This window comes from Kitasatospora sp. NPDC057936 (assembly GCF_042887525.1).
In the GTDB taxonomy this organism is placed as follows: domain Bacteria; phylum Actinomycetota; class Actinomycetes; order Streptomycetales; family Streptomycetaceae; genus Kitasatospora.
In genome coordinates this window covers 82,981-107,502 of the sequence record NZ_JBHVPD010000001.1, presented here as the reverse complement: position 1 = coordinate 107,502, position 24,522 = coordinate 82,981, and the positions used below count along the sequence as shown (strand labels likewise).

Here is a 24,522-nt window from a genome sequence, read left to right as displayed (position 1 = left end):
TGTCCGCCTCCGTGATCGATGTCGCAGGTCACCGGGGTGGGCCGGCGGACGGGTTCGCGCGTTCGACGCCGGGCCCGCCGCCGGCGGGTCACCCGGCGAGCGCCGGGTAGTCGGTGTACCCCTCGGCGCCGCCCGTGTACATCAGGCCGTCGCGCAGGGGGTTGAGCGGCGCTCCGGTGCGCAGGCGCTCGACCAGATCGGGGTTGGCGAGGAAGCCGCGGCCGAAGGAGATCAGGTCGGCACCGGCCGCGAGCAGGCGCCCGGCGGCGGCCAGGCCGCCGTCCTCGGGCAGCGGCTGCCCCCAGCCGAGCACGGGGTTGGCGATGAGGGTGCCGGGCCAGGCCTTGCGGATCTCCTGGAAGACGGCGTCCTCGGGGTCGGCGAAGACGACGTGCAGGTAGGCGAGGCCGTCACCGGCGAGTTCGCCGGTCAGGGCGCGGTAGATCGCCGCGGTGTCGCCCTCCGCCATGCCCTGGCCGGTGAAGCCGGGCGACACCCGCAGGCCGACGCGCTCCGGGCCGATCTCGGCGGCGACGGCGCGGACCACCTCGACGACGAAGCGGATCCGGTTCGCCACCGGGCCGCCGTAGCCGTCGGTGCGGCGATTGGTGTTCCGGGCGAGGAACTGGTGCAGCAGGTAGCCGTTGGCGCCGTGCACCTCGACGCCGGCGAACCCGGCCTCGACGGCCCTGCGGGCGGCGGCGGCGAAGTCGGCGACCGTCCGGCCGATCTCGGCGGCGGTCAGCTCGCGCGGGACGACGGACTCGCGGTGGCCGCCCGGGGTGTGGATCGTCTCGGGCAGCGCGACCGGCGAGGGGGCGACGGGGTGCAGTCCGCTGTTCTCGGGGTGGCCGATCCGGCCGCCGTGCTGGAGCTGGAGGAACATCCGTCCGCCCGCCGCGGCCACGGCGTCGGTCACCGTGCGCCAGCCGGTGACGTGCTCGTCGGCGTGGATCGCCGGGATGTCGGCGTAGGTGCGGCCGACCCTGTTCGGGGTGGCGGCCTCGGCGATGATCAGTCCGGCGGTGGCGCGCTGGGCGTAGTAGGTGGCCATGATCGGCTGCGGGACGCCGTCGGCGCCGGCCCGGGTGCGGGTCATCGGGGCCATCACGAGGCGGTTGGGGAGGTGCAGCGGGCCGAGGTCGGCGGGCTGGAAGAGGCCGGGGGTGCGGGTGTTCGCCGTGTTCGCGTTCGTCGCCGTCGTGTTCGCCGTGTTCGTAGCGTTCTTGTGCGTCGTCTTCGTCGTCTTCGCCGTCTTCGTCGTCTTCGTCGTCATGCCGGAACCGTAGAAGCTCACACCGGTGTCAGCTTCAAGTGCGGTGGCCGGGGGCCGGGCTGACGGCCGGGTGGGCCCGCCGCCCGAGGACGGCAGCGGGCCCACCCGGTCGTCAGGCCGCCACCTCGTGGGCGTGGTCCTCGCCGAGGCCGCCCCCGGCGCCGCCGCCCGCCTGGGGCGACACGGTTGCGGGCCGGTCGAGTTCGCCGAGGTCCCACGCGAACGTGCCGACGGCGTGGGCGATCACGGCGATGTTCGTGTCGAACGCGTCCCGGTCGAGGTTGTCCAGGCCGTCGCAGGCCTGGTGGTAGCAGGGATCGAAGGCGACGCCCGCCGTGCCGCCGTAACGGGCCTGCTGCGCTGCCGACTTGACGACCTCGGCGCCGGTGTCGGTGCCGCCCGCCGGGATGCCCGCGTCGATGAACGGGCCGTAGTCGGAACGCCCGTTGAAGGCCACCGGCTCGTGCGGCACGCCGCGGCGGTCGAGGAAGTCGGAGATGTGCCGCTGGATCTGCGCCGAGCCCGCGGGACCGGCGCCGCCGCCGGTGCTGCCGGAGCCGTCGTAGACGAACTGGGCGTGGTTCGGGGAGGCGATCATGTCGAAGTTGAGGTAGAGCCGGATCTTCTTCCGGTCCGCCTCCGCCAGCGACTTGACGTACGCCTCCGACCCCTTGAGCCCGAACTCCTCGGCGGACCACCAGGCGAACTTGACCTTGTTCCGCACCGGCCGGACACCGAGGTTGCGGGCGACCTCCAGGATGCCCGCCGAGCCGGAGCCGTTGTCGTTGACACCCGGGCCGGCCGGGACGGAGTCGAGGTGGGCGCCGACGAAGACGGTGTTGTTCTCGTCGCCGCCGCGGGTCTCGGCGAGGACGTTCCACGTGGTGCGCGGCTCCGTGAACGTGCGGATGTCCAGGCTCACTTCGACCGGTCCGGCCGCCGCCTTCGCCGCCAGCGCCTCCCCCGCCGCCTTCGAGACGCCGCCGACGGGGATCCGCACCGCGTTCGGCTCGCCGAGCGTCCCGTTCAGGTCGCCGTCCGCGCTGTTGTAGACGATCGCGCCGGCCGCGCCCGCCGCTGCCGCCGCGGCCTGCTTGACGGCGAAGCCGCAGCCCCCGCGCCGGATCAGCGCGATCCGGCCGGTGAACTCCCCCTCCGGGTAGTCGGCGGCCGCGCAGCCGGTGGCCGGGCCGACCGGCACGACCGCCAACTCGCCCTTCACGCCCGCCTCCGGGCCGCTCGGCGAGTACGTCATGGCGATCACCGGCACCTGCTCGGCCTGTGGTGACACGACGTCGAGGCGCTGGGTCCGCGCCTCGAAGAACGTGTAGAAGAACTCCTGCCGCGAGACCTTGAGCCCGGCCCGGCGGGCCTGCTCGTAGACGTAGCGGGCGGACTCCTCGTGGCCCGGCGAGCCGGCTGCCCTGGTGCCGCCGTTGCGGTCGGCGATCCGCTGGAGGGCCCGGAGCGTGTCGAGGGCGTCGTCGGCGCTGCTCCGGTCGACCAGCCGGGCCGCGAGCTGCGCACCCCGGCGGGCCGGGTCCGGGTCGGCGCCCGCGGTGCCCGCCCCGGCGAGCAGCAGCGGCACGGCCAGGGCGGTCGCCGTCACCGCGGCTCCGGCGGGGTGGGCGAGCGGGGTTCTCGTACGGCGGGTGCGCGGGCGGCGGGTGCGCGGGCGGCGGGTGCGCAGCGTCAAGGCGGGTCCTTCCGACGGTCCGTGGACTCCGATTTGACATGACCGTCACCAGGCCTGCCAAGACCGCCGCGTCCGTCCGGGGGGAGGGCGCCGCGGCGCGACGGGATGCGGACCGGTCACCGCTCGGTGATGCTGGAGAGGTGGGGGACTCTCTTCCAGGAGTGTGACCATGTCCATGATGGATAAGCTCAAGAGCCTGCTCAAGGGCCACGAGGACCAGGCCGAGAAGGGCGTCGACAAGGCGGGCGACGCCTTCGACGAACGCACCGAGGGCAAGTACGGCAGCCAGGTGGACACCGCCCAGGACAAGCTCAAGGAACAGTTCCGCGACCAGCCGCCGCAGTAGGCCCGCCGCTGTCCCCTGAAGCTGACGCCCCGGTCCGGCCGCCGTGCCGCGCCGGGGCTCAGTCGTGTCCGGCGACCCCCTCGGGCTCCGGCACCGCGCCGCAGTTCTCGCACGGTTCGGCCCCGGCCCGCTCGCGCAGCCGTCCGCACTCCGGGCAGACCCGGTCCAGCCAGCAGGCCGCCTCTCCGCCTTCGTCCATGCCGCCGATTGTGCCGCCCGGCGCTGCGCCATGGCGAGTAGACACTGTCTACTCGGCCCTGGTAGACAGTGTCCATGACCGAAGAGGAGAAGGACCTCCGCACCCGCCTGGTGGCCGCCGGAGTCGAACTGCTGGCCCGGGACGGCGTCCAGGCGCTCGGCCTGCGCGAGATCGCCCGCCGGGCCGGCGTCTCGCACGGCGCGCCGCGCCGCTACTTCCCCACCCACCGCGAACTGCTCGCCGCCATCGCCCGGCACGGCTTCGGCAAGCTCACCGACACCCTCGCCGCGGCCGACACCCTCGCCGCCACCGACGGCCTCCCGCCCCGCGACCGGCTCACCGGGCTCGCCCGCGCCCACCTGCGCTTCGCCGCCGCCAACCCCGGCATGTTCGAGCTGATGTTCCGCCACGACCTGCTGGAGGGCAGCGGGGCCGACCTCCGCTCGACCTCGCTGCCGCTCTTCCGCACCTTCGCCCGCCTGGTCGGCGAGGCCCGCCCCGAGCGCGACAGCGGCACCACGGCCGTCGCCCTGCTCGCGAACCTGCACGGCCTCGCCCAGCTGCGCGCCTGGGGCAGCCTGCGGCTGCTCACCGGCGACGACGACGTGGAGCCGCTCCTGACGGCGATCGTCGACGCCCACCTCGGCGCCCCGGCACAGCGGTGAGCGCCGCCCGGCGCGAGCGGCTCACGCTCGCCGCGAGCATCACCGGCGCCGTCGTCGTGGCCCTGGACGGCACCGTGCTGTCCGTCGTCCAGCCCAGCCTCCAGCGCGACCTCCACACCACCGCCGCGGCCGTCCAGTGGACCAGCACCGGCTACCTCGTCGCCGTCGCCGCCCTGCTGGTCTTCGCGGGCCGCCTGGGCGACCGGTACGGGCACCGGCGCGTGTTCGGCGCCGGAGTGGCGGGCTTCGCCGCCGCCTCGGCCGGGATCGGCCTGGCGCCGGGGATCGGGTGGGTGATCGCCCTCAGGGTCGCGCAGGGCGTCGCGGGGGCCCTGCTGCAACCCGCGACCCTCGGCATGCTGCGCGCGGTGTTCCCCGGCGAGCGGCTCGCCGGGCCGATCGCCCTGCGCACCAGCGCGATCGGGCTCGCGGCCGCCGTCGGACCGCTCCTCGGCGGCGCGCTCACCGCACACCTCGGCTGGCGGGCGGTCTTCTTCCTCACCCTCCTGCCCGCCGCTGCCGCCGGACTGCTCGCCCTCACCGTCCCGATGCCGGGGCCCGTGCGCGGCGCGGACACCGGCGGGCTCGACCTGCCGGGCGCGGCACTGCTCGCGCTCACCCTCGGCTGCCTCGTCCAGTCCCTGGTCGGCCTGCCCTCCCGGGGCAGCACGCTCGGCCTGGCCGCCGCCACCGTCCTCGGCCTCGCGTTCGCCCGGCACGAGCGGCGCACCGCCCGTCCGCTGCTGCCCCCGGCCGTACTGCGCTCCGCCGGGGTGACGCCCGTGCTGGGCGCCCTGCTCGCGGCGTCGGCGGCGCTCTCCGGGACGCTCTTCCTCGCCACCTACTTCCTGCAGGACGTCCTCGCCCTCGACCCGTTGCAGAGTGCACTGCGGGCGCTGCCGCTCGCCGTGACGATAGTGCTCGCGGCGCCCGCCTCCACCTGGCTGGCGAACCGTCACGGTGCCAGGGAGACCGTCGTGTCGGGCATGCTGCTGGTCGCCCTGGGCGTATTGCTGATCTCCCGGCTCGACCGGTCCTCCGGGCCGGTCGGGACGGGGGCCGGCTTCCTCCTGCTCGGCGCCGGGTTCGGCGCGGTGATGGCCACCGCCACGGCCATCGTCGTGCGCGGCACGGCCGCCTCCCGGGCCGGGGTCGCGGGCGGCCTCCAGCAGACCGCCATGAACGTCGGCCCCGCCCTCGGGGTGGCGCTGGCGGCCACCGTCGCCGGACCCGCCGCCGTCGGCACGGCGCTCGGCCCCGCGGGCCTCGCCCTGGCCGCCGTCGCCACGGGCGGCGCGCTGCTGGCCACCCGCATCCCCGGCGCAGAACGGGGCGCGGTCGTGCCGGAGGGGCGCTGAGCGGCCTCGACGAGCCCCGTCGAACCGCCCGCGCGCCTGCCCGGGCCGCGCCGAGCGCTCGCCCGGGGCACCGCGCTCGACCGGCCCTCACCCGTTCGGCCGACATAGGCTGGCCCTGACCACCACCGCCCCGACGGCCGGAGGGCCGATGAGCCGACGCCGCCCCGCCAGCCATCCGAGCGCCGACGCCCTGCTGACCCAGCTCGAAGGACTCACGGCGCGCGCCCTGGCGCACGCCGAGCTCCAGCGGGCCCAGGTGGAGCTGGCCGAGGCGCTCCAGCGGGAGCTGCTGCCGGCCGCCCTGCCGCAGCGGCCGGAACTGCGGGCCGCGGCCCGGTACGCGCCGGCCCGGCACGGCCTGAGCGTCGGCGGCGACTGGTACGACGGCTTCCCCCTGCCCGACGGCTCCCTGGCCTTCTCGCTCGGCGACGTCCAGGGCCACGACGTGGAGGCGGCGGCGCTCATGGGCCAGGTCCGGGTCGGCCTGCGCGCGGTGGCGGCCACCGCCGCCGACCCCGGCGAGGTCCTCGCCCGGGCCAACGACCTGCTGATATCCCTGGACAGCCGCCGCTTCGCCACCTGCAGCTTCCTGCGCTACGACCCGGTCACCGGGGACCTGTCGCACGCCCGCGCCGGCCACGTCCCGCCCGTGTGGGCCAACCGCGACGGCCGCTGGGGCCACTGCGCCGACGAGGGCGGGCCCCCGCTGGGCGTCCTGCCCGGCGCGACGTACCCCGTGACGCACCACAGGCTCACCGGGAGCGGGGTCATGGCGCTGGTCACCGACGGCGTGGTCGAGGGCCCCGCGTTCCCCATCGAGGCCGGGCTGGACGAGGTCGCGGCCGTCCTGCGGGAGCGGGTCGGGGCCGACCCGGACGAACTGGCCGCCGCCGTGCTCCGGGTGGCCGACCTCACCGGACACGCCGACGACGCCGCCGTCCTGGTCCTGCGCCACGACCGCTAGCGGCTCCCGGCCGGGCCCCGGGGCAGGCCACGCGTGTCACACGCCGCATCGCCGACCGGGCGTAGTGAGATGCTGCCGTGCCGCTGACTACGCCGTTCCGCCCCCGTTCCCCCCGTGACCTGGCGGTGACCGCCATACGACTGCTCGCGGTCACCGCCGTCTACCTCGCCGCCGGCCGGCTCGGCCTGCTGCGCCAGGTGGTGATCGCCGGGGCCAAGGTCACCCCGCTGTGGCCGCCGACCGGGATCGCGCTCACCTGCCTGCTGCTCCTCGGGCTCGGCATCTGGCCGGCCGTCGCGCTGGGCGCCTACCTGGTGGTCGTCACCATCGGGCCGGCGCACTGGAGCTCGCTCGGCATCGTCGCCGGCAACACGCTCGCGCCGGTCGCCGCGTACCTCATGCTGCGCCGGGTCGGCTTCCGGATCGAGCTGGACCGGCTCCGCGACGGGGTGGCCCTCGTCTTCCTCGGCGCGTTCGCCGGCATGCTGGTCAGCTCCACCATCGGCACCACCGTGCTGGTCCTGAACGGCTCGCTGCCGGCGGACGGTTTCTGGTCCACCTGGTCGGCCTGGTGGACCGGCGACGCGATGGGCGTCCTGGTGGTCACCCCGCTGCTGCTGGCGCTGCGCACCGCCCGGCCGCCCGCCGATCCGGGCCCGTTCGACTGGGTGGAGCCGGTCCTGCTGCTGGCCGGAACCGCCGCCGCCACCCTGATCGCCACCTCGACCACGGTGAACCTGCTCTTCCTGGTCTTCCCCTTCCTGATCTGGGCGGCCCTGCGCTTCCGGCTGATCGGCGCGGCGCCCTGCGTGCTCCTGATCTCGGTGCTCGCGATCGTCGCGGCCACCGACCGCAGCGGACCGTTCGCCCGCCATGGACTCGTCGCCGACATGGTGGTGCTCCAGGCCCTCAACGCGTGCGCGGCGCTGACGGGCCTGCTGCTGTCCGCGATCATCGCCGAGCAGCGCAACACCTACCGCCGCATCGAGCAGGCCTGCGTCGAACTCGCCGAGGTGGTGAACCGGCTGGCCCCGGGCGAGGCGGACACCAGCCAGTGGCTGCCCCCCGACGACGGCGGCCGGTAGACACCCGTGTGGTGGGGACACCGGGGCTCATATCCAGCCGCGCTCGCGGGCGAGGAGGGCCGCCTGGAACCGGTTGGCGGCCTCCAGCCGGCGCATCAGCGAGGCCACGTACTTGCGGTAGGTCCGAACCGCGATCCCGAGGTCACGCGCCCCGCTCTCGTCCTTGTCCGCCGTGTACAGCGTCTGGAGGATCCTCCGCTCCAGCTCGCTGACGCCTTCGACGGACGGCCCGGTGCCGGGCCCCTCGGGCGGGAGTTCCTCCGCCGCGCCCCACATGCGTTCGAAGAGCGAGGCGAGCGCGGCGACGAGTCCCGTCTCACGGACGAGGATGGCGCCCTTGGCCGTGTGGGCGGGGTCGATGGGGGTGAGGGCGGCGACCCGGTCGCAGACGATGAGCCGCTCCAGCGGCTGGCGCGAGATGCGGATCTGCGCCCCCTGGGCGGTCAGCTCGCGGGCGTAGGCCATCGTGGGCCGGTCGTCCAGGGCCGCCGCGCCCAGGAGCGTTCGCATGTGGACGCCCCGGCGCAGGATCCGCTCGTCCAGCGGGCGCGCGTGCGCGATGGTGTCCGCGCTCAGCACACCGCCGGGGTGCGTCGTGAGGCTCTCCGTCCAGGTGAAGAAGGTGAGTTCGTCGATGACCTCCCGCACCTCCGCCATGCCCTCCAGACGCCGGATCGAGGCATCGGGGCCGGCCGAGCGCCGCTCCGCCGCCTGCACCCCCCGCTCGGCGATCAACACGTCGACCGTGCGGCTGGTGGTGACCTCCTCCTCCAGCCGGGACCGCAGCAGGCCCACCGCGTACTCCACCAGGTGCTCCACGGCCTTCGCCGGCGACACCGGGTGCAGCACGCCGTCCCCGGTCTCCCGGGCCAGGCCGAGGCCGGTCAGCCGCCCGCCGAGGTCCCCGTCGGCCGTGTCGAAGTGACCCGCGAGCTCCTCGTGGGTGGTCTCGCCACGGCGCAGGAGGAGCCGGTACGCCTCCTCGTCGTCCGGGGCGACCCCCAGGAACGTCAGGTGCCGCTGTCGCATGCCCACCCCCGTGTCGGTGCTTACCGCGCCACGGACCGCAAAGGTCCAGTCCAATAGTCGTCGAGATCGTTCGAACCGGAAAGCTGCCCTGTCCGGCGGCGGAACGGATGCCGGGAACGAAGGTCAGCCGAAGCGCCGACAGGACATGCTCGTGACGCGGAGCAGGTCCACGTGGCGACGCCTGACGAGAAGGAGCACCCCGACAGACTAGATGATCGATTCCAAGGAGTTAGCAGTCGTAGGCGGTCGGCGCGCATGGTCGACTGGTCGGTGTGAAGTCATTCAGAGCGGAACCGGCCCGCAGGAGTTCCGCATACCAGTCGGCGATGGTGCCCCAGGAGTCAGTCATCCAGTACGGGTGCCCGCGGCCGCCCCCTGCAGGATGCGGCACACCGGCTTGCAGTAACTTGCGCATCCCGAGGCTCGATCTGTCTCCACTCGGTCGTCAGAGTTGTTCGTGCGAGGCACCAGGAGTCCTCGCCCTTCTCAAGGGATCAAAGGGAGATGCAGTCCATGATCCGCACCGAATCCAGCCCGGCCACCTCCGTCCGGCTCCGCAAGTCCTTTCCCCTGTACGCCTGTTCGGCGCTCGGCGCGGCACTGATCGCACTCGTGGGCGTGGGCGCCGCGCAGGCCGGGCAGCAGGTGCAGCCCGCCGCTGCGGTGACCGGCGGCGCCCCGGCCGGCGCCGCCACCCCCGACGTCCACGACTGGGGCTGAGCCGGGCCGCCATCCGACTCGACCTGGAGGCCCCCGTGCCCTACGAACAGCACGTACGGATCGTGGCGACCGCCCAGGCCCTGCCGGCAGCAGCGCCGGAGACCGCTGCGGTACGCCTGATCTCCCTCCTGCCGGCCCCCTGGACCGCCACCCTGACCGGGGTGACGCCGACCGCCGCCACGCTGACGCTCTCCGCACCCGAGGCTCCGGCCGCCGGCACCGCCGAGGAGGCGGTCGACCGGGCCCTGTCCCGACCAGAGCTGTGCGGATGGATCCGCACCGAACCCTGATGGACATTCAGCAGGTCGATCCACAATGAATCCTGACGGATGGTCAGCACATCAATCCGCATCGAACCCTGACGGACATGGCGCGACAGCCCGCCCCGAAGCCCCTTCCCGGTCATGGAATTCCCCCACGAGATCCAGTCGAAGAATGGGAGCACGCCAGTGCCACGTCCACCCGCACTGCCGTCCGAGGAGAAGGCCTCGATCGTTCTGTCGATCCTCTCCGGTCAGGTCACCGCCGCCGAAGCGGCCCGGCGGGCCGGGGTCTCCGACCAGGCGATCAGCAGCTGGAAGCGCCGCTTCATCGAGGCCGGCCGCGAGGGCCTCGACGCCGGCCACGGCCAGCAGAACACCCGCGAGCTACAGCTCCTGAAGGAGATCAGCATGCTCAAGAGCGCGCTGGGCGACTCCTACCTGCAACTGCGGGAACTGACGTCGATGCGTCACCACCAGCGCCTGGCGGGCAAGTTCACCGTAGGCTGACCACATGATCGAGGACGGCGCGCAGGCCAGCGGCAGCGTTACCACCGTGCGCCGGGTGGGCGACACCATCCGGCGCCCCTGCGGCAGGTGGACGCCGCTGGTCCACGCACTGCTGGGCCACCTGCACGACGTCGGCTTCACCCGGGCCCCGCGGGTGCTGGGCATCGACGAATCCGGGTGCGAAGTGCTCTCCCTGCTCGACGGAGAGGTCGCGATGCGGCCCTGGCCCGCGGTCCTGCGCGGCGACGAGGGCGTCACGGCGCTGGCCCGGTGGCTGCGCGAATTCCACTCCGCCGTGGCCGAGTTCAGGCCGCCCCGGGACGCCGAATGGTTCGCCCCGGACGTCCGGTGGCGGCCCGGCCAGGTCGTGCGGCACGGAGACCTCGGTCCGTGGAACTCGGTCTGGCGCGGCGCGGAGCTGGTCGGGTTCATCGACTGGGACTTCGCCGAGCCGGGTTCGGCGATCGACGACCTCGCCCAACTCGCTTGGTACTCGGTGCCGTTGCGAGGTACGCAGCAGGAGCACGCGACCGGCTTCGGCGGCGGCGCCCCGCTGCGCCGCCGGCTGGAGCTCCTGTGCGCCGGCTACGGCGCCGATCCGGCGCAGGTGCTCGCCGGGGTGGCCGCGTTGCAGGAGCGGGAGTCGGGCCGGATCGAGCACTGGGGCGGGCGCGGCGTCGAGCCCTGGCGCACCTTCCTGGACCGCGGGGACGTCGCGTCGATGGCCGCCGAACGGGCCTGGCTGCGCGAGAACCTGAGTTCCCTCACACCGGCCCCGGATGCGCGATGACCCCTCTTCGGAACAGTTCGGCCTTCACCCGGAGGACGTAGTCGTCCCCGAAGAGCCCGTAGCGGTGACAGGCCGCCGTGACGGCTGCCTGGCGGGCCGGGGAGCGGTCGCGCAGCAGTGCCCCGCACAGCCCGGCGTCCAGGTGGGCCAGCGGTGCCACCAGACCCGCGGCCCCCGGGGTGTCCAGCATGAGGTCCTCCCAGCCCTGGAACACGGGCGTGTCCGCGGCCTCCCGCACCAGTGCGCGGGTCGTCTCCGGGGAGCGACTCGACTCCTTCATCCCGACGACGCGGTCGAGCCGGAGGATCCTGATGAGAGTCTCCCGGTCGATCCGGTTGCCGGACACCGCGGACTCGTTGTAGACGAACACCGGCAGCTCGGACGCGGCGGCGACGGTAGCGAAGTGGCCGTAGACCGCCTCCGGCGAGGCGGGCCCGCCCATCGGCGGCGCGACCACCACGGCGTCCGCGCCCAAGTCCGCCGCCACCGCGGCCCGTTCGACGGCCTCGGCCGCAGTGGCGACCTGCGCTCCGACGAGGCACGGAAGTCCGTCCGCGTGGCGCACGGTGAATTCCACCATGGCGCGCCACTGCTCCGCGGACAGCCGCCAGCCCTCCCCGCAGCTGATGGCCGGCATGAGTGCTGCCACGCCGGAGCGCGCGGCGCCGATCAGGGCCCGCACGCACGGCTCGGAGACGGCGCCGTCCGGGCCCACCGGAGTGACGAGCGGCAGGACCAGCCCGCCGCTGACCACCGGACGGGCCGGCGGGCCGGTCACGGGGCGGGTCATCGGCCGATCCTCTCCAGCGCCGTGGCCAGCCGCTTCACCGAGTCGGCGAACATGCCCGGGTCCCGGGCGAGCGCTATGCGGATGAACCCGTCGCCCGCCCTGGGCGCGTGCCAGTGGAAGTACGTGCCGGGCAGTACGTAGACGTCCTCCTCGCGCAGCAGGTGCTGCAGTTCCGTGGCGGTGAGCCGGTCGGAGGCGATCCTGAACCAGGCGACGCTCACCGGCACCACCGGTTCCTGGAGTTCCAGGACCGTTCCCGCCAGGACGTCGCGCGCCAGCCGGCGGTTGGTCTCCAAGACGGTGGCGACCGACGCGAAGCCGTCGCGGGCCGAATCCTCGGCGTAGGCGGTGAGCAGGTTGAGGATGAAGGGCGACACGTTGAGCAGCACGCTGGTGTGCAGCTTCCTGACGTCCTCGTAGACGTCGTCGCTGGTCACCAGCATGGCGCACTTGGCGTCCTGGACCGGCCAGGTCTTGCCGGTGTCCTCGATGGTGACATAGCTGACGCCGGAGTCCCGCAGGAGCTCGTAGAGGTCGAAGCGGCCGTACGGGGTGTCGCCGCAGAAGGCGAACGCGGCGAAGCACAGGTCGATGACCAGCAGCTTGCCGTGGTCCCGGCAGAACCGCGCCACCTCGGCGAACCCCGAGCGGCCGTGCTTGAGCAGGCTGAAGCCGGTCGGGTTGTTCGGGTCGACGAGGAACAGCGCGTCGCCGCGCACGGACTCCTTGAGGTTGTCGTAGATGTGCTGGACGTCGTGCAGGGTGCGCTCGGCGATCGGACGGGCCGTGACCCCCGAGTTCCTCAGCACGTCGTGGAGGTTGTCGAAGCAGGGCTCGACCAGTGTGACCGTCGCCTGCCGCTCCCGCAGGTACATCGCGACGACGAGGGTGGAGACCGAGGCGGCGTAGGAGAGCAGGGGCGGCTTGCCGTGCAGCGCGGACGCCTGCCCGTGCAGCCGGAAGAACGCCTCGGTGAACCGCCGCTCGAACTCCGCCTGCGTGCCGCGCTCGGCCTCGTACCAGAGGTCGGGCAGCCTACCGACGATCTCGCGCTGGCTCGCCGACTGGTGCTGGTGGGTGTGCGCGTCGGCCAGGTTGTGCCGGGTCGCCAGCGCTTCGATCTCGTGCTGCGTCAGGTCCGCGGGCCCGCTGGCCAGGGCGTCGAGTGGGCGGCTGTAGGTGATCACGACTCTCGTTTCTCGGGTCGGTCGGACGGACAGGCGGAAGGTGGCGGGCCTGGGCGGGCGGGCCGCACGGGCGGGGCGGGGCCGGCGGTCAGAACGGGGCCAGAAGCGCCTGGCGCAGCTGCCGGGCCACCCGGGGACCGCCACCGGGCCAGTGCCGGGCCTGCTCCCCGCCGGGGGCCGCCACCGCGACCGCAGGGTCGGCCGCGAGACGGGTGAGGAACCGCCGTTCGGCGGGCGGGAGCCCCGCGGGGTCCGCGTCGGAGGGGCCGGTGCCCGGTGCCAGGACGGCGAACCGGCCCCAGAGCGAGGCCGCATCGCGCAGCTCGGTGCCGTCCGGCCCGCAGACGACCGCGGCTCCGGCGATGGCCCGCAGGACGTCGTCGCGCCAGGGGTGCACGGTCCCGACGGCGACGCCGGTCTCCTGTGCGTGTGCGAGCAGCGTCTCCTGCGCCGGGCCGAGGGCGTCGGCGATCAGGACCACGCCGCTCCCCCTGGCGGCGGTGCGCCGGTACGGCAGGAAGGGGCCGACCGTCTTGACGCCCCGGCCGGATGCGGCACTTGAGGTGATCCGGGGGGTGGCCGGCGTGCAGACCACGACGCGTCCGCCGCACTCGGCCGCGAGCGCGGCGCCCAGGTCGGGGTCGGCGAGGACCGCGACCAGCGGCAGCCCGGATGCCAGCGCGGTAGCGGCGGCGCCCGGACCGCCCACGGCGAGCGCGGCCCGGGGCCGGTCGTCCCCGGCCGGGCCCGCCGCGCCGAGCCAACCCGGCAGCGGGGCCTCGCCCGGCGGGGGCGCGACCGGGACGTCGAGGTGGGCGAGGACCGCGGCCGCGACGAGGAGGTCCCCCAGGTCGCGCGCGGGTTCCAGGAACAACGAGATCACAGCTGGTCCCCCGATGTGACGGGCGTGCGGGCCCCGACCGCGGGTCCGGCGCCGGGCCGGCTCCGCAGGAGGATCCCGAACAACGGCAGGCTGAGCACGAGGAGGCCCGCGAAGACCCAGGTGTAGCCGAAGGAGGCGACGACGCTGCCGGTGACGACGAAGGACACGGTGGTCGCGAGGCCGCCGATGAGGCCGCCGAACGAGAGCACCGTGGAGCGCACCGCGTTGTCGGTGGCGTCGTTCACTACCTGGCTCAGCAGCGGGTAGATCAGATCGATGGTGAGGAAGACGCAGTAGTAGCCGACGATCGCGAACCACGGCCGCGCGGAGTACATCCCCAGCAGCCCGGAGGCGAACAGCACCGCGGCGATGAGCATCGCCCGGGTCATGCCGAGCGCGGTCAGCCGGTGGGCGACGGCGGACACTCCGGCGGCCACCAGGGTGATGAAGCCGATGACGAGGCTCACCGCGGTGGGTTTCAGCCCCAGCCCGGCGAAGAAGTCCTGGCTGAAGATGCTCACCGCCGTGACGCCCGCGTTGACGAGGGCGCCGAACAGCAGGGCGTTGAGGAGGTGGCGCCGCCGGCGCAGCACGCGCCATCCGGCGACGATGGTCCCCGCCATGGTCGCCCGCCGGTCCACGGGCTGGGGCGACTCGGGCACCCTCCACACGAACCAGCTCGCCCCGGCCACGGCGAGCGCGTGCGCGACGAACGGGAGCCAGTACAGGTGTTCGTACATCGCGCCGCCGACGAAGGTGGTCAGTGCGAGGACGGCGAAGCCGAGCCCCATGGCGCGTCCGGTCTCCCGTGCGAAGAGCTCGCTGCGGCCCAGGTCGTCCAGGAGTTCGTACAGCAGCGCGCTGTCCGCACCCCGCTGGCCCGCCCAGCCGAGCCCTTGCAAGGCGAAGGAGACGACCAGCAGCCACAGCGGTGTCGCGAGCATCAGCGCGGCGCCGGCCGCGCCGGCCAGGAGCCCCGCGGTGATGACGGCGCGGCGGCCCAGCCGGTCGGCGAGGGAGCCGAGCGGCACGTCCGCGATCAGCCGGGAGGCGTGGAAGCACGCTTCCAGCAGTCCCATCTCGAACAGCGAACGGCCGTGCGCCACCAGGTAGACGATGAAGACGCCCCGGGTGAACTGCGCGTTCGAGGTGCCCATGAAGAACCGGTACGCCCAGAGGGCGCGCCGCCCGGCCGGTGAGATCGCCGTCACCGCGCACCCCGGTCGCCGAACAGCCGGCCGGCCACCGCGCCCGCCAGCTCGCGGAACCCGGTCCCCAGCGCGTCCCGGCAGGCCTGCTCCGGCCACCAGTCGACCGGTAGCCGCTCCCAGCCGCGGATCGTGATCCGCTCGTCCGCGGGAGCGTCCTGGGCCAGCCGCGGCCACCCGGAGGGATCGGGCAGCGGTGCCGCCGCTACGTAGCGCCGTGCCGCGCCCGAGCCGAGCAGGACCGAGCGGCTCAGGTGCACCCCTTCGAACACGAGCGCGCCGGGCTCCTTCCGCTGGGCATCGGCGTAGCGCGAGCAGTACATGCGGAACGCGTCCAGCACGTCGTCGGAGTTGGGGAAGCCGAGCGGGTACATGCCTTCGTGGAACGGGGTGAAGAGGCCGTAGAGCTCGGAATCGGGCAACGGCAGGACCTCGTCGGGCCGTTCGTGGTGGACGGAGGTGACGCAGCGCACCCCCAGGGCCGCGGCGGTGTCGTCGAGCACGGGCGCCAGCCGGTCGCCCAGCGCGTGGAACTCCTCCGCGCGCGCCGGATGTTGCAGCGCCTCCTCGGCGACGCAGAGGCCGATGCGGGCGGGCACGCCGAACGCCTTCGCCGCAATCCAGCCGAGTGCGGCCTCCCACACGACCGAGACGGGCAGCGCCGCCGGGTCGCCCGCCGACCGGCCGAGGCACGGGTGGCAGACCACCGAACCGACGTTCTGCGGCCAGGAGTCGGCCGCGAGCGCGACCACGAGGCCGGCGACCGGTGCCGGCACCGGGCCGGCGACCGGGCGCAGTCCCGCCGACGCCCATCCGCGCGGCTCGCCCTCACCGGCCCCGGCCGCGCGCACGGCGCCCTGTCCCCAGTGCTCCGCCCCGAGCGCCGTCATCGCCACACCCCCAGGGACAACAGCCGGTCCAGCCCCACGCCCACGCAGAAGGTGGCGCGGCCGGCATCGCCCGTGAACGACGTGCCGTGGTCGTTGAACGAGGCGACGGCCACCGGCCGGTCACCCGTCATCCATTCGAGCTTGCGCCGCATACCGTCGCTGAACCCGTCGGACGCCGCGCACCACTGCCCCGGCACCGTCGCGGCGAGCAGGCCTGCGACCCGGTCGACGACGGCCCGCGCGAGCTCCTCGACGCGGTCGACCCCGGCGCAGCCGACGATCTCGAACACCCGGTACGCCTCCAGCCGGCCGGCCGGCTCCCAGCGCCGCGCCGGTTCGCGGCGGAACGCATAGCCCACACCGGCGTAGAGCCCGTCGGGCCGCTCACCGATGCCGTCGACGAACTGGAGGCACGCGGCGTGCGGGAGGCGGCCGGACGGGAACGCGCTGTCGACGTTCTGCGGGTGGTCCGCGCCGACGGCCGAGTCGGTGAGGATCGGGTACCAGACCGGTACGACGCCGAGGCCGGCCAGCGCCGCATGGAGGCCGTCGGCGAAGCGCTGCACCGCGACGGCCTCGTCGCCGACGGCGAGCGCGGAGCCCAGCGGGCCCGCGAAGTCCGTGGGGGCGACGGGCAGTCCGACGAGGTGCTCGCCGGACACCGAGGTCGTGAGCAGGCCGTCCCGCGGCAGCGCGGGGCGCTGCTCCCCCGGCGCGCCGGAGGCGAACCAGCGGCGCGGCGAGCCCGGCCGCGGGGCGCACAGGTGCGTGGCCAGCGTCGTCACGTCAGCCAGTGCCCCGGGCGCGAAACCGGCCGAGACGTCGACGTCCCACCGGGCTTCGGCGGCGGCCAGCAGGCCGGCGATGCGGAGCGAGTCGACCTCGCCCAGGATCGGGGAGTGCGGACCCGCGTCGATCTCCGCCGCCGCGAGCCATTGCGTGATCCAGCGGACCACTTCGGTCGTGTCCATCGGTCTCAGTAGCTCCAGTTCGCTGCGGTTCCGAGGCGGGCGATGTCGTCGCTGTAGCCCGCGGCCGTGGTCGAGCACCCCGTGCAGGAGAGCGGTCCCGCGGCCCGGAAGTGCGCGCGGTGGGTGCGGAAGCTCGGCTGGTCCAACCAGATCCGCCCGGACGCGTCGGTTGCACGGCCCGAGCCCCGCTCGTCGGGGTCGCGGTGCGGCAGGCAGCTGCAGGCGAACTGCCGGCCCTGCTTGGGGTCGAGGTAGACGACGTCGTCGGTGACGTGGCAGGCCGGTCCCTCGGCCCTGGGCGTGACGCCCCCGTCGAAGTACGCCGAGCGCTCGGCGTCCGTGTCGCCGTAGAAGCGCCGGCCGAGCGGGCGCAGCGCGCCCGGCCTCGACCCGTCGTACAGCGGTTCGCAGCGGGCCGTCACGTCGTCGGGGTCGGGGTAGCGAACGGTGCGGTCCAGCTTGATCGCGGACAGCTCCCACTGCTCGACCCCGATGTCTTCGAGGAGGCGTTGCAGCTGCGGCATCTGGGCGTAGTTGTGGGGGCCGACCACGGTGTTCACCCGTGGCAGGACGCCCAGTTCCCTGCACCGGCGCAGGCCCTCCACCGCGGACTCGAACAGTCCCGGTGTGCCGCGGTAGACGTCGTGCGTCCGCGGTCCCGCACCGTCCAGGCTCACGATGATCTGCGCCAGTCCCGCCTCGGCCAGCGGCCCTGCCAGGCGGGGCAGCCGGTGCCCGTTGGTAATGATCGACATCGCCATCCCGGCGTGGGCGCCGATCCGCACCAGCTCCGTGACGTCCTGGTGCAGCAGCGGCTCGCCGCCGGTGAAGCGGACGACGCGGACGCCCAACGGCCAGGCCTGTGCCACGGTGTCGCGCATGTCGGCGGCGGAGAAGCGGTAGCCGTCGCGCGAGCGCGCGAACTCGCACATGAAGCAGTCCGCGTTGCACGCCTCCAGGACCCGGATGAACAGGTATCGGGGCCGGCCGCCGGGTGCGGACGGCGCGGCGGGAGCCGGCGTGCGGGGTGCCTCGTTCATGTCGGCGTGCCTTCCCTCGGTACGGGTGCTTGGGTGGGTGGGTGGGGAACCGTCACGGCTCCGGCCCGTGCGCAGTGGGGGCGGAGCTGCTCCCAGAGGCCGGCCGTCGCCCCGTGCCCGAGCACGCCCGCGTGCTCCAGGGCCGCGGCTCGGGCCAGCGCGTGGCCGGCGGCCAGCCGGAGGTCGGGGGCGCGGCCGCCGGCGCTGCGGTAGCCGCGGCCGAAGGCCGCCCACCGCGGCGGCGGGACCGCCGCCCACTCGGCCTCCGGTGACCCCAGGGCGGCGTCGGACCAGTCGAGCACGGCCACCAGCTCTCGGCCGGAGACGAGGAGGTTGTCCTCCCGCAGGTCGCCGTGCAGCGCCACCCGGGCGCCTTCGGAGCGCCGCGCGTCCCGTTCCGCGGCCCGGACGAGCTCCGCGGCCGCGGCCGGAACCATGGCGGACCGGACGTGCTCCAGCGCGGTGCCGTAGCGGTCCCGTCTGCGCGGCAACGGGTGATCGCCGGTGTCGAACGGCCCCGGATCCGCACGTGTGTGCAGCCGGGCGGCGACCTCGCCCACTCGCGCCCACTCGGCCTCCGAGCGCGGCGCCCGCCCGTCGACGCGGCGATAGACCTGGTACGGGAGACCGCCCTCCAGCACCCCCGAGGCGCGCGCCTGCGGGGCGGGAGCCCCCACTCTGCGGGCCTCCGTCCACACGCGCTGCTCCGCGCAGATGCGCAGCGCGAAGCTGAGCCCGACCCGGACCACGTGCTCGGCGCCGAGGAGGACGAGGCAGTTGCCGCCGCCGTGGGTGTCGAACGAGCCGCCCGGTTCCAGCGCCGCGAGCACGGCGGCCGCCTGCGCGGCGGGACCGGCCGGCGGCCGGCCCGGACCGGGCGCGCTCATCGGGTGAGGAGGTCCGCCGTCGCCGAGGCGACGCGCTTGGCGTCCTCGGGCGACATCTGCGTGCCGAGGACCAGCACCCGGTTCCACAGCGCGATTTCCACCTCCGCGAGGTGCTGCTCGCGCTCGCCCCACCAACCGCGTCCGCGCATCCACGGCTCCACCCACGGCATCGCGATGAGCGCCGGGTACCCCCAGCCGGGGATGCCCTCGGCGGTGAGGGCGTCCACCAGCCAGTCGCGGTGACCGTCCCACTCCTCGTCCAGGACGACCGCGACGTCGAACCACGAGGGGGTGGCGTCGAGTCCGGCGGCGAGCCGGGCGGTCCGGATGCCGGCCTCGGCGAGGACGCCCGTGAGGACCTCGGCGGTGCGGTTGCGCGCGGCGACCCGCTCGTCCAGCTCGTGCAGCGCGGCCAGGCCGAGGGCCGCCTCGATCTCGCCGCCGCGGAAGTTGTACCCGGGGAAGACCCCCTCGAAGTTGCCGCTTTTCCCGTGGTGCGCGTAGGTGCGCATGCGCCAGTCGATCTGTTCGTCGTCGTAGACGTTCAGTCCGCCCTGCCCCGCGGTCACGAGCTTCTTGTGGCTGCCTGCGAAGGACCCGATGTCGCCGAGCGAGCCGACCGGCCGGCCGCGCAGCGTCGCGCCGTGCGCCTGTCCGCCGTCCTCCACGAGAAACCGGCTTCCCGCGGTGCGGTGGATCGCCTCCACGTCCGCGACGTTGCCGAGGAAGTGCGTGATCAGCGACGTGTGGATGTCATGCCCCTCCACCCATCGGGCGACGTCGTCCACGCACAGCAGGGTGTCCGGGTCCGTCGGCAGGAACACCGGCCTCGCCCCAAGGTGGTGGATCACGTTGAGGCTCGCCACGAAGCCCGAGTCGCTGAGCGCCACGGCGTCGCCCGGCCCCACGCCCAGCGCGAACAACGCGGTCTGCAGGGCCGCGGTGCCCGAGTTGTGGAAGAACGCCTTGCGGCGGCCGGTGTGCGCCGCGAACTCCCGCTCCAGGCGCTTGCTGTGCGGGCCGCCGCCCCAGAAGACCGTGCGCCGGCTGCGCACGATGTCGGCCACGGTTTCCGCGGCGGCCGGCGTGATCCCGGTGTCCTCGTACGGAAGCTGGTCGAAGCAGGGTGTGCCGCCGTTGACGGCGAGACGGCGATCGGCGCGGAGTTCATCGGGCGTGCGCATGGTGACGGTGTTCCTTTCGTGGTCCGGCGGTACTGGTGGGGGGTCACCTCGGCGAACGGCCGGCGATCGCCACGATCGCCTCGGCCACCTGGTCGGCCCCGTCGCGGACGGGGGTGAGCGCGGAGAAGTCCTTGTCCGGCGCGGAGTTCGCGGCGATCGCCTTGATCAACCCCTCGGTGATCTCCTCGTGCGCCCTCGCCCGCTCCGAGGGCGAGGCGGCGACCTCGGCGATGCGCGCGTGGATGCGCTCGACCGCGTGCTCCTCGCCGTGTTCGTGCCACCGGCCGACCGAGTCGCGCGCGAGCACCCACTCCGGCCAGCCGGCCACGAACGCCGGATCGCACCGGGTGGCGACCAGTTCGGAGTTCAGCACCTGGCTGAGGTTCTGCGGCGGCAGGAGCACGGCCGTCCGATCAAGCGACGCGAGCTCCAGGATCGTGGTGAGGCCCGGCGAGGTCAGGACGGTCTGCGCCGACCCGAGCAGCGCGCGGAACCCGTCGTGCGGCAGCGGCCCGACGGCCGGCCTCGGCAGTCCGTCCGGGAGCGACGCCGGCAGGGCCCGGACGTTCCCGGTGACGACGACGTCCGTCAGGCCCGCCGCATCCAGCGCCGCGAGTGCGGCCGGCAGCACGAGATCGAGGTAACTGGTGTCCCCCGGACGGGAGAAGGGCGAGTGCAGGCCTCCGACGTTGATCACCGCGGCCCCGCGCCGGCCCTCGCCCCGACCGTGGAGCCGCTCGTCCCGGCGGGCCGCCGAGCCGACGATGGGCTCCACCCACCGGAGGTTGGCCACCGAGGCCATCACCTCCGCGGCCGGCCCCGGCAGCGGCAGCGTCCGCTGCGCGCAGTAGAGGCTCGCCCCGACCGGGACGGCGTCGTGCGGCGTCCACAGGAAAGGGAGACTGTCCACGTAGACGACCGGGCACCCCGCCGCCTCCAGCGCGCTCGCCGCCTGCGGGTGCAGCACGACGAGCGCCGCGTCCGGAGCGACCTCGGCGACCACGCGGCGGACGTCGGCGGCGTCGTCGATGTCGCACTCCGCCCAGGACCCGATCAGGCCGTCGCCCAGCACCGGCCGGCCGAGGCGGGTCCCGATCCCGACGACATCGGCGGGCATGACGGCCGCCAGCGCGCCGAGGATGCTGGAGAGCTTCCCCGCGCTGCCCCACCCGAAGTCCACGCCGACGACGAGGAGCCGCGGCCGCCGGTCAGCGGCGGACACCGCTGCCGCTTCCCGAGGGCCGCTCGTAGCCGTACGGGCCCGACGTCTTCGGGTAGCCGCTCACCTCGCCGGTCCACGCCACGGCCGGAGCACTCGCCAGCAGCCGGTCCGACTCCTTGAGCAGGGCCCCCAGTTCATCGCCGCTCCAGCGCTCGGGCAGGGGCCGGATGCTCGTGGGCGTCACCGACCCCAGCCCGGCGATCAGGGCGGGTAGGCGCTCCTGGTTCGACAGCAGCAGGACCGGCACCCGCAGGGCCGACGCCCAGCCGAGTTCGACCAGGACCCCCGGCGACGGCGGGTCGCCGAGGATCGCGCACACCAGGTCGGCGTGCCGCATCGCGACGAGGTCGGCCGGCGTGCAGACCTCCGGAAGCAGCCAGCCCGCACCCCACGACTCGTTGTGATGGGCGTTGAAGACCGCGTGCCCGTGCTCCATGAAGTGGGTGCGCAATCGCTCCAGCAGTTCGGCCTTGTCGGGTTGGAGCCGCCCCGTGGACCAGTCCATCCACTGCGTGTAGGGGCCGGCCAGGAAGATGTTGGGCACCGAGGATCTCCGTCGTTCGGAATGGACAGCGCGGAATCGATGACGCCATCCGCGGCCGCGCCCGGACAACCGGGGACCTCCCGTTGGTGGACCCGGACCCCGCCCCACCTCGCCCCTCCGCCCTCCGACCGAACCATGGCGGATCGTTGACCCGCGCCGGCCCCGCCCCCGGGCCCGGTCGCGGCGGGTCAACGGTCGCCGATGGTTCGGCTTGCGGGGCGCGGAGCCAGGTGGGAGCGGGCCTGCGTCAACCAAGGCCGCGCCCGCGCTCGGCCCGGGGGCAACGGCCGTGCTGGAGTCTCCCGTGACGACGGGCCGGTGTCCGACGCGGCCGGTTCCAGTGGATGGGAATGAACAGATGGCGAGTCAGAATCCCGCAGCACACCCGTCCGGCGACCGGGGGGCGCCGCTCGTCCCGCTCATCGGAGAAGGCGGCCGCGAGCCGGTGTTCTGCGTGCACCCCATCAACGGCGAGGTCGGCTTCATGCTCGACCTCTTCGACATGGCCGACCTCGACCGGCCGGTGTACGGGCTGCGCGCACCCGGCATGGACGGCGAGTGCGCGCCGCTGCGCACCTTCTCCGGACTGGCCGCCCACTACCTGCGCGCGGCGCGGTCGGTGCAGCCCGAAGGGCCGTACTACCTGGCCGGGTACTGCCTCGGCGGCGACATCGCCTACGAGATGGCCGCCCAACTGCGGGCGCGGGGCGAGGACGTCGCGTTCGTGGGCATCCTCGATCCGGCCGTGCGCGACCACTCGGCGCGCGACCACGACGACGACGCGCTGCGGCGGTACCGCCTGGACGACCTGCTGGACGTCTGCCGGGAGTCCGGGCGCGACCCGGGCGGGCTCGACGTTTCCACCGACGCCGGGAAGGAGGAGCTCGTCCGCATCCTGCGCGAGCTCGGACGGATGCGCCCCGGTGACGGCGTGCGCGAGCTCGACTGGCGGGTGGAGGTCTGGGTGGCCAACATGCGCGCCATGCTCGCCTACACCAAGCCGGGGCTCGACGTCACCATCGACGTCTTCGTGAGCGACGCGGACCTGCTGCACGTGGCCCTCGAGTCCGAGGACAGGTTCGCCGCGCCGGCCCGGGTCCACAACTTCTCGGGCGACCACGACTTCCTCTTCGAGTCCCGGCACCTGGCGTCCCTGCTGCACGAGGCGATGGACGGCCGGTCATGGGCCATCTAGCCGCGCACGGGCTCTCCTACACCCTGCCGGACGGCAGGACGCTGTTCTCCGACGTGTCGTTCCGGGTCTCCGGCGGCGACGTCGTCGCGCTGATCGGTGCCAACGGAGCCGGGAAAACGACGGTGCTGCGCATCCTGGCCGGGGATCTCGCCGCCACCGAGGGCGGCATCCAGGTGCAGGGCGGACTCGGCGTGATGCCCCAGTTCATCGGGTCGGTGCGGGACGACAGCACGGTACGGGACCTCCTTCTGGCCGCCGCGCCGGCCGCGCTGCGGCGGGCCGCGGCGCGGCTGGACCGGGCCGAGCCGGCGGACAGCGGGGACGAACGGGCGCAGCTCGCCTACGCCGAGGCGCTGACGGCGTGGGGCGACGCCGGCGGCTACGACCTCGAAGTCCGGTGGGACAAGGCCACGACGACGGCGCTCGGCCTCCCCATCGACCGGGCCGCGGCCCGCGCCGTCACCACACTGTCCGGCGGCGAGCAGAAGCGGCTCGTCCTGGAGGCCCTGCTCCGGGGCCCCGAGCAGGTCCTCGTGCTGGACGAACCCGACAACTACCTCGACGTTCCGGGCAAGCTCTGGCTCGAAGAGCAGCTGGCGCAGACCGACAAGGCCGTGCTGCTGGTGAGCCACGACCGGGAACTGCTCACCGAGGCCGCCACGCACATCGTGACGATGGAGGCCGGGACGGCCTGGACGCACGGCGGCACGTTCGCCACGTGGCACACCGCGCGCGAGGCCCGGTGGGAGCGGATCGCCGAGCTGCACCGGCGGTGGGGCGAGGAGCACCAGAAGCTGAAGGACCTCGTCCGCAGGCTTCAGCAGCAGTCGGCGGTCAGCGACGCCATGACCTCGCGCTACCACGCGGCGCAGACCAGGCTGGAGAAGTTCGAGAAGGCCGGCCCGCCCGCCGAACTGCCCCGGCGGCAGAAGCTGGCGCTGCGGCTGCGGGGCGCCCGCACCGGGGTGCGGGCGATCCACTGCGAACGGCTCGAACTCACCGGCCTGATGAAGCCGTTCGACCTGGAGGTGTCCTTCGGCGAGCGGGTCTGCGTGCTCGGCTCGAACGGCTCGGGGAAGAGCCACTTCCTGCGGCTGCTCGCCGAGTCCGTCCAGGACGCGCCCACATCGGTGGAGCACTCCGGCGACTGCCGGCTCGGCGCGCGGGTGGTACCCGGGCTCTTCGCACAGACCCACCGGCACCCGGCGTGGTCCGGGCGCACCCTCGTGGACGTCCTGGCACGCGGCGAGGACGGGCGCGCCGGCGTCGATCTCCGCACGGCGATGGCGGCGCTGGGCCGCTACGGCCTCGCGGCGGCGGGCGAGCGGAGCTTCGAAACGCTGTCCGGCGGCCAGCAGGCGCGGTTCCAGGTGCTCCTGCTCGAACTCTCGGGCGCGACGCTGCTGCTGCTCGACGAGCCGACGGACAACCTCGACCTCGCGTCGGCCGAGGCGCTCCAGGAGGCGCTGGCCGGGTTCGAGGGAACGGTCGTCGCGGTCACCCACGACCGGTGGTTCGCGAAGTCCTTCGACCGGTTCCTGGTCTTCCGTGCCGACGGCCGCGTGGCCGAGACGGACACACCCGTGTGGGACGAGCGCCGCGTCGTGCGGCAGCGCTGACCTG

At 74.1% G+C, this 24,522-nt stretch carries 26 protein-coding genes; 11 read left to right on the top strand and 15 right to left on the bottom strand.

Going from position 1 to position 24,522, the window contains the following annotated elements:
* Window positions 1–88 precede the first annotated feature (88 nt).
* Window positions 89–1,276: an alkene reductase gene (locus ACFVU9_RS00525; protein WP_387588543.1), complete on the bottom strand. Its 1,188-nt coding sequence runs from the start codon at window positions 1,274–1,276 to the stop codon at window positions 89–91.
* A 112-nt stretch (window positions 1,277–1,388) separates the two neighbouring features.
* The gene (locus ACFVU9_RS00520) at window positions 1,389–2,885 is read right to left on the bottom strand and encodes a M28 family peptidase (RefSeq protein ID WP_387588715.1); all 1,497 of its coding nucleotides are present in this window, start codon (window positions 2,883–2,885) and stop codon (window positions 1,389–1,391) included.
* Between the two features lie 256 nt (window positions 2,886–3,141).
* Between ACFVU9_RS00520 and ACFVU9_RS00515 the strand changes: the two genes are divergently transcribed.
* Complete coding sequence (locus ACFVU9_RS00515) at window positions 3,142–3,318, top strand: antitoxin (RefSeq protein ID WP_380436978.1); 177 nt, start codon at window positions 3,142–3,144, stop codon at window positions 3,316–3,318.
* Window positions 3,319–3,376: 58 nt separating this feature from the next.
* Here ACFVU9_RS00515 and ACFVU9_RS00510 read toward each other — a convergent pair whose 3' ends face one another.
* Entirely contained in the window at window positions 3,377–3,517 is a 141-nt protein-coding gene (locus ACFVU9_RS00510; protein ID WP_380436980.1) for a hypothetical protein, read from the bottom strand.
* A 74-nt stretch (window positions 3,518–3,591) separates the two neighbouring features.
* Between ACFVU9_RS00510 and ACFVU9_RS00505 the strand changes: the two genes are divergently transcribed.
* The 4 genes from ACFVU9_RS00505 to ACFVU9_RS00490 all read left to right on the top strand — a co-directional run bounded on the left by ACFVU9_RS00505 (window position 3,592) and on the right by ACFVU9_RS00490 (window position 7,589).
* Window positions 3,592–4,182: a TetR/AcrR family transcriptional regulator gene (locus ACFVU9_RS00505; RefSeq protein ID WP_387588541.1), complete on the top strand. Its 591-nt coding sequence runs from the start codon at window positions 3,592–3,594 to the stop codon at window positions 4,180–4,182.
* Window positions 4,179–5,540, top strand: coding sequence for an MFS transporter (locus tag ACFVU9_RS00500; RefSeq protein ID WP_387588539.1), 1,362 nt, complete (start codon window positions 4,179–4,181; stop codon window positions 5,538–5,540). Before ACFVU9_RS00505 ends, ACFVU9_RS00500 begins: the two co-directional genes overlap by 4 nt.
* A gap of 148 nt (window positions 5,541–5,688) precedes the next feature.
* On the top strand, window positions 5,689–6,504 hold the full coding sequence (locus tag ACFVU9_RS00495; protein WP_380436986.1) for a PP2C family protein-serine/threonine phosphatase: 816 nt from the start codon (window positions 5,689–5,691) through the stop codon (window positions 6,502–6,504).
* Between the two features lie 125 nt (window positions 6,505–6,629).
* A complete protein-coding gene (locus tag ACFVU9_RS00490; protein ID WP_387588537.1) occupies window positions 6,630–7,589 on the top strand; it encodes an MASE1 domain-containing protein in 960 nt (319 codons plus the stop codon).
* Between the two features lie 27 nt (window positions 7,590–7,616).
* Here ACFVU9_RS00490 and ACFVU9_RS00485 read toward each other — a convergent pair whose 3' ends face one another.
* On the bottom strand, window positions 7,617–8,618 hold the full coding sequence (locus tag ACFVU9_RS00485; protein WP_387588535.1) for a helix-turn-helix transcriptional regulator: 1,002 nt from the start codon (window positions 8,616–8,618) through the stop codon (window positions 7,617–7,619).
* Window positions 8,619–9,131: 513 nt separating this feature from the next.
* Between ACFVU9_RS00485 and ACFVU9_RS00480 the strand changes: the two genes are divergently transcribed.
* From ACFVU9_RS00480 to ACFVU9_RS00465, 4 genes are all read left to right on the top strand, one after another.
* Window positions 9,132–9,338 carry a hypothetical protein gene (locus ACFVU9_RS00480; protein WP_380436992.1) on the top strand — a complete coding sequence of 69 codons (207 nt, stop codon included), beginning with the start codon at window positions 9,132–9,134 and terminating at the stop codon, window positions 9,336–9,338.
* A 35-nt stretch (window positions 9,339–9,373) separates the two neighbouring features.
* Complete coding sequence (locus tag ACFVU9_RS00475) at window positions 9,374–9,628, top strand: hypothetical protein (RefSeq protein ID WP_380436994.1); 255 nt, start codon at window positions 9,374–9,376, stop codon at window positions 9,626–9,628.
* Window positions 9,629–9,787: 159 nt separating this feature from the next.
* A complete protein-coding gene (locus ACFVU9_RS00470; protein WP_380436996.1) occupies window positions 9,788–10,108 on the top strand; it encodes a transposase in 321 nt (106 codons plus the stop codon).
* A 4-nt stretch (window positions 10,109–10,112) separates the two neighbouring features.
* Complete coding sequence (locus tag ACFVU9_RS00465) at window positions 10,113–10,898, top strand: aminoglycoside phosphotransferase family protein (RefSeq protein ID WP_387588532.1); 786 nt, start codon at window positions 10,113–10,115, stop codon at window positions 10,896–10,898.
* On the opposite strand, the gene ACFVU9_RS00460 is transcribed toward ACFVU9_RS00465, so the two are convergent.
* The 11 genes from ACFVU9_RS00460 to ACFVU9_RS00410 form a co-directional block, all read right to left on the bottom strand.
* Entirely contained in the window at window positions 10,873–11,688 is an 816-nt protein-coding gene (locus ACFVU9_RS00460; RefSeq protein WP_380500638.1) for a dihydrodipicolinate synthase family protein, read from the bottom strand. The two genes, ACFVU9_RS00465 and ACFVU9_RS00460, sit on opposite strands and share 26 nt — an antisense overlap.
* Window positions 11,685–12,875 (bottom strand): aminotransferase class I/II-fold pyridoxal phosphate-dependent enzyme, encoded by a 1,191-nt coding sequence (locus tag ACFVU9_RS00455; RefSeq protein WP_380437002.1) that lies wholly within the window; start codon window positions 12,873–12,875, stop codon window positions 11,685–11,687. Before ACFVU9_RS00455 ends, ACFVU9_RS00460 begins: the two co-directional genes overlap by 4 nt.
* Before the next feature lie 88 nt (window positions 12,876–12,963).
* Window positions 12,964–13,758: a hypothetical protein gene (locus ACFVU9_RS00450; RefSeq protein WP_387588530.1), complete on the bottom strand. Its 795-nt coding sequence runs from the start codon at window positions 13,756–13,758 to the stop codon at window positions 12,964–12,966.
* Window positions 13,755–14,969 (bottom strand): MFS transporter, encoded by a 1,215-nt coding sequence (locus ACFVU9_RS00445; RefSeq protein ID WP_380437006.1) that lies wholly within the window; start codon window positions 14,967–14,969, stop codon window positions 13,755–13,757. Before ACFVU9_RS00445 ends, ACFVU9_RS00450 begins: the two co-directional genes overlap by 4 nt.
* A complete protein-coding gene (locus ACFVU9_RS00440) occupies window positions 14,966–15,856 on the bottom strand; it encodes a hypothetical protein (RefSeq protein ID WP_380437008.1) in 891 nt (296 codons plus the stop codon). The genes ACFVU9_RS00445 and ACFVU9_RS00440 overlap by 4 nt, the downstream gene beginning before the upstream one ends.
* Window positions 15,853–16,827, bottom strand: a complete 975-nt coding sequence (locus tag ACFVU9_RS00435) for a hypothetical protein (protein ID WP_387588529.1) — start codon at window positions 16,825–16,827, stop codon at window positions 15,853–15,855. The genes ACFVU9_RS00440 and ACFVU9_RS00435 overlap by 4 nt, the downstream gene beginning before the upstream one ends.
* A gap of 5 nt (window positions 16,828–16,832) precedes the next feature.
* Window positions 16,833–17,867 carry a cytosylglucuronate decarboxylase gene (blsE, locus tag ACFVU9_RS00430; RefSeq protein WP_380500641.1) on the bottom strand — a complete coding sequence of 345 codons (1,035 nt, stop codon included), beginning with the start codon at window positions 17,865–17,867 and terminating at the stop codon, window positions 16,833–16,835.
* Window positions 17,864–18,754 carry a phosphotransferase family protein gene (locus ACFVU9_RS00425; RefSeq protein WP_387588527.1) on the bottom strand — a complete coding sequence of 297 codons (891 nt, stop codon included), beginning with the start codon at window positions 18,752–18,754 and terminating at the stop codon, window positions 17,864–17,866. Before ACFVU9_RS00425 ends, blsE begins: the two co-directional genes overlap by 4 nt.
* The gene (locus ACFVU9_RS00420) at window positions 18,751–19,938 is read right to left on the bottom strand and encodes a DegT/DnrJ/EryC1/StrS family aminotransferase (RefSeq protein ID WP_380437016.1); all 1,188 of its coding nucleotides are present in this window, start codon (window positions 19,936–19,938) and stop codon (window positions 18,751–18,753) included. Before ACFVU9_RS00420 ends, ACFVU9_RS00425 begins: the two co-directional genes overlap by 4 nt.
* Before the next feature lie 43 nt (window positions 19,939–19,981).
* Window positions 19,982–21,160 carry a hydroxymethylcytosylglucuronate/cytosylglucuronate synthase gene (locus ACFVU9_RS00415; protein ID WP_380437018.1) on the bottom strand — a complete coding sequence of 393 codons (1,179 nt, stop codon included), beginning with the start codon at window positions 21,158–21,160 and terminating at the stop codon, window positions 19,982–19,984.
* A complete protein-coding gene (locus tag ACFVU9_RS00410) occupies window positions 21,147–21,704 on the bottom strand; it encodes a nucleoside 2-deoxyribosyltransferase (RefSeq protein ID WP_380437020.1) in 558 nt (185 codons plus the stop codon). The genes ACFVU9_RS00415 and ACFVU9_RS00410 overlap by 14 nt, the downstream gene beginning before the upstream one ends.
* 358 nt (window positions 21,705–22,062) lie before the next feature.
* Between ACFVU9_RS00410 and ACFVU9_RS00405 the strand changes: the two genes are divergently transcribed.
* Together ACFVU9_RS00405 and ACFVU9_RS00400 are read left to right on the top strand one after the other, a co-directional pair.
* Window positions 22,063–22,899: a thioesterase domain-containing protein gene (locus ACFVU9_RS00405; protein ID WP_380437022.1), complete on the top strand. Its 837-nt coding sequence runs from the start codon at window positions 22,063–22,065 to the stop codon at window positions 22,897–22,899.
* Window positions 22,887–24,518, top strand: a complete 1,632-nt coding sequence (locus ACFVU9_RS00400) for an ABC-F family ATP-binding cassette domain-containing protein (RefSeq protein ID WP_387588523.1) — start codon at window positions 22,887–22,889, stop codon at window positions 24,516–24,518. Before ACFVU9_RS00405 ends, ACFVU9_RS00400 begins: the two co-directional genes overlap by 13 nt.
* The last annotated feature ends 4 nt before the right edge of the window (window positions 24,519–24,522 follow it).

Bases quoted from the DNA above. Each gene is read 5' to 3' on its own strand.
- ACFVU9_RS00525 (WP_387588543.1), bottom strand. From the start codon at position 1,276: ATGACGACGAAGACGACGAAGACGGCGAAGACGACGAAGACGACGCAC.
- ACFVU9_RS00515 (WP_380436978.1), top strand. From the start codon at position 3,142: ATGTCCATGATGGATAAGCTCAAGAGCCTGCTCAAGGGCCACGAGGAC.
- ACFVU9_RS00510 (WP_380436980.1), bottom strand. From the start codon at position 3,517: ATGGACGAAGGCGGAGAGGCGGCCTGCTGGCTGGACCGGGTCTGCCCG.
- ACFVU9_RS00505 (WP_387588541.1), top strand. From the start codon at position 3,592: ATGACCGAAGAGGAGAAGGACCTCCGCACCCGCCTGGTGGCCGCCGGA.
- ACFVU9_RS00495 (WP_380436986.1), top strand. From the start codon at position 5,689: ATGAGCCGACGCCGCCCCGCCAGCCATCCGAGCGCCGACGCCCTGCTG.
- ACFVU9_RS00485 (WP_387588535.1), bottom strand. From the start codon at position 8,618: ATGCGACAGCGGCACCTGACGTTCCTGGGGGTCGCCCCGGACGACGAG.
- ACFVU9_RS00480 (WP_380436992.1), top strand. From the start codon at position 9,132: ATGATCCGCACCGAATCCAGCCCGGCCACCTCCGTCCGGCTCCGCAAG.
- ACFVU9_RS00465 (WP_387588532.1), top strand. From the start codon at position 10,113: ATGATCGAGGACGGCGCGCAGGCCAGCGGCAGCGTTACCACCGTGCGC.
- ACFVU9_RS00460 (WP_380500638.1), bottom strand. From the start codon at position 11,688: ATGACCCGCCCCGTGACCGGCCCGCCGGCCCGTCCGGTGGTCAGCGGC.
- ACFVU9_RS00440 (WP_380437008.1), bottom strand. From the start codon at position 15,856: ATGACGGCGCTCGGGGCGGAGCACTGGGGACAGGGCGCCGTGCGCGCG.
- ACFVU9_RS00435 (WP_387588529.1), bottom strand. From the start codon at position 16,827: ATGGACACGACCGAAGTGGTCCGCTGGATCACGCAATGGCTCGCGGCG.
- blsE (WP_380500641.1), bottom strand. From the start codon at position 17,867: ATGAACGAGGCACCCCGCACGCCGGCTCCCGCCGCGCCGTCCGCACCC.
- ACFVU9_RS00425 (WP_387588527.1), bottom strand. From the start codon at position 18,754: ATGAGCGCGCCCGGTCCGGGCCGGCCGCCGGCCGGTCCCGCCGCGCAG.
- ACFVU9_RS00420 (WP_380437016.1), bottom strand. From the start codon at position 19,938: ATGCGCACGCCCGATGAACTCCGCGCCGATCGCCGTCTCGCCGTCAAC.
- ACFVU9_RS00405 (WP_380437022.1), top strand. From the start codon at position 22,063: ATGGCGAGTCAGAATCCCGCAGCACACCCGTCCGGCGACCGGGGGGCG.
- ACFVU9_RS00400 (WP_387588523.1), top strand. From the start codon at position 22,887: ATGGGCCATCTAGCCGCGCACGGGCTCTCCTACACCCTGCCGGACGGC.